The 2068-nt window shown below is 68.1% G+C and carries 1 protein-coding gene; it reads left to right on the plus strand.

Translation table 11 applies throughout. The features are described from left to right. Positions 1 to 166 precede the first annotated feature (166 nt). Entirely contained in the window at positions 167 to 1996 is a 1830-nt protein-coding gene (locus ACLQ24_RS29405) for a GmrSD restriction endonuclease domain-containing protein (RefSeq protein WP_425894994.1), read from the plus strand. Positions 1997 to 2068 lie beyond the last annotated feature (72 nt).

The raw sequence follows: 2068 nt of genomic DNA on the forward strand, positions 1-2068 counted from the left end.
TGCGCCACAGGGGAAAGCCGACGCGCGTCCCGCACCGTAACGCCCATACACCCCAAACGATCACAAACCATTTGGGTCACGGGCCAATAACACCGGACTCAAGCTGACCCAGGCCGACCTGCTGCGCAACTACCTGTTCATGCGGCTGCCCACCCGGGGTGAGGCCGTGTACCAATCGCGCTGGCTGCCGCTGCAGCGCCAATTGACCTCGCCGGAGCTGGAGTTGCTCTTTTGGCTCGACCTGGTGCACCAAGACCAGCGGGTCAAACAGAGCGACGTTTACGCTGCTCAGCAGACCCGGCTGGAGCAGTTGCGCGCCGAGGCCGAGATCGAGGCCGAGGTGGGACGCTTCGCCCGCCTCGGTGGCCTGCTGCGGGTCGTCCTGCACCCCACCGAAGAGCAGGACCCGGAGGTACGGCGGCGACTTCAGCGACTCAGTGACTGGGGCACGACGACCGTCTACCCGCTCCTGCTGCACCTGCTGCACCGCCGCGAGCAGGGCAGCGCGACCTCGGCGCAGATCGCCTCGGCGGTGCGGTACGTCGAGAGCTTCTTCGTGCGGCGGATGCTCGTCGGCCGATCCAGCGCCAACATCAACCGGATCATGCTCGCCGTGGTCACCGAGATGGACCAGAACCTGCCAGTGGACGAGGCAGTGTGGGCGTACCTGTCAGCCGGCCGCAAGCACTATGGCACGGATGCCGCCGTCCGGGCGGCGGTGCGGTCCATCCCGTTCTACCTCAACGGCCGCCGCCAGCAGCAGAACCTGGTGCTGCGCTGGCTGGAGGAGTCTTACGGCAGCAAAGAACCGGTGGCCCTGGAGTCGTTGACCATCGAACATGTGCTGCCGCAGAGCCCCACCACCGAGTGGCGACAGATGCTTGCCGCCGACCTCGCGTCTGACGAGGACTTCGGTGAGGCACACGAGGCACTGGTTCACACGCTGGGAAACCTGACCCTGACGGGATACAACTCTGAGTTGAGCAACAGCCCCTTCCCGGTCAAACGGGTCCAGCTGGGCAAGAGCGGCCTGCGGCTCAACCGGGAGATCGCCGACCAGAACCGGTGGGGACGTACCGAGATTCACGCTCGCGCTGACGCTCTCGCCGACCGGATCGTCACGCTCTGGCCTGGCCCGACAGAACAGCAGGCCGACCAGGCTGTGGTGCCCTGGGACGTGATGAACAAGGCCCTCGCCGAGCTTCCCGCCGGCTCCTGGACCACGTACGGCGACCTGGCCGCCCTCATCGGTAGCCACCCGGTGCCGGTCGGTGCCCGCCTTGCGAACCACCCGGTGCCCAACGCTCACCGGGTGTTGCAGGCCGAGGGGACCGTTTCGGCTGGCTTCCGGTGGCCGGACCCGGGCCGCACCGACGACGCGCGCGACCTGCTGCGGGCCGACGGGATCGCCTTCGACCAGTACGGCCGCGCCGACCAGGCACAGCGCATCGGCACCGAGGAGCTGGCCCAGCTCGCCGGCGTGACCCCGGAGGAGTTGCCTGAACGGCCGGCCCGACGGCGTGGGCGGGGTGACGACCGCAGCGACGCCGAGCGGTTCGTCGAGCAGGTGACCGCGCTACAGGGGGCTGCGGTCGCCACGGCCACCCACGTCGTGCTCGATGCCTGGACCACGATGGGTGGCACCCTGCTCTACGGTGGCGGCGCGGAGACGTCGTGCTTCCTGATGGCCCGCGGTAAGGAGCACGAACTCGGCAACATCTGGCCGATGGTGATCTACCCGCGCGGCAAGGTCGAGGTGGTCTTCCAGCACCTGGGCATTCGTCCCCCCTTTGACCACGTCGACCTACGGGACGAGCTGCGCCGACGGCTCAACCAGCTACCCGGGGTCAAGATCGCCGCCGCCAAGCTCGCGCTCCGGCCGCACTTCCCACTGGAGGTCCTCGCTGACGCCGATGCCCGAGAGGCGCTGGTGGACCACCTGATCTGGTTCTACGACCGGGCGCAGTCGGCCGACCCGGACGGTCCGGCCTCCTAGTACGGCAGCCGTACTTCGTGATCATGGCTGAGGCGGGCGGGAACAGGACGGCCACCGCGTGATCTTGAGTCT

It is taken from the genome of Micromonospora sp. DT4 (assembly GCF_049841675.1).
Taxonomy (GTDB): Bacteria; Actinomycetota; Actinomycetes; order Mycobacteriales; family Micromonosporaceae; genus Micromonospora.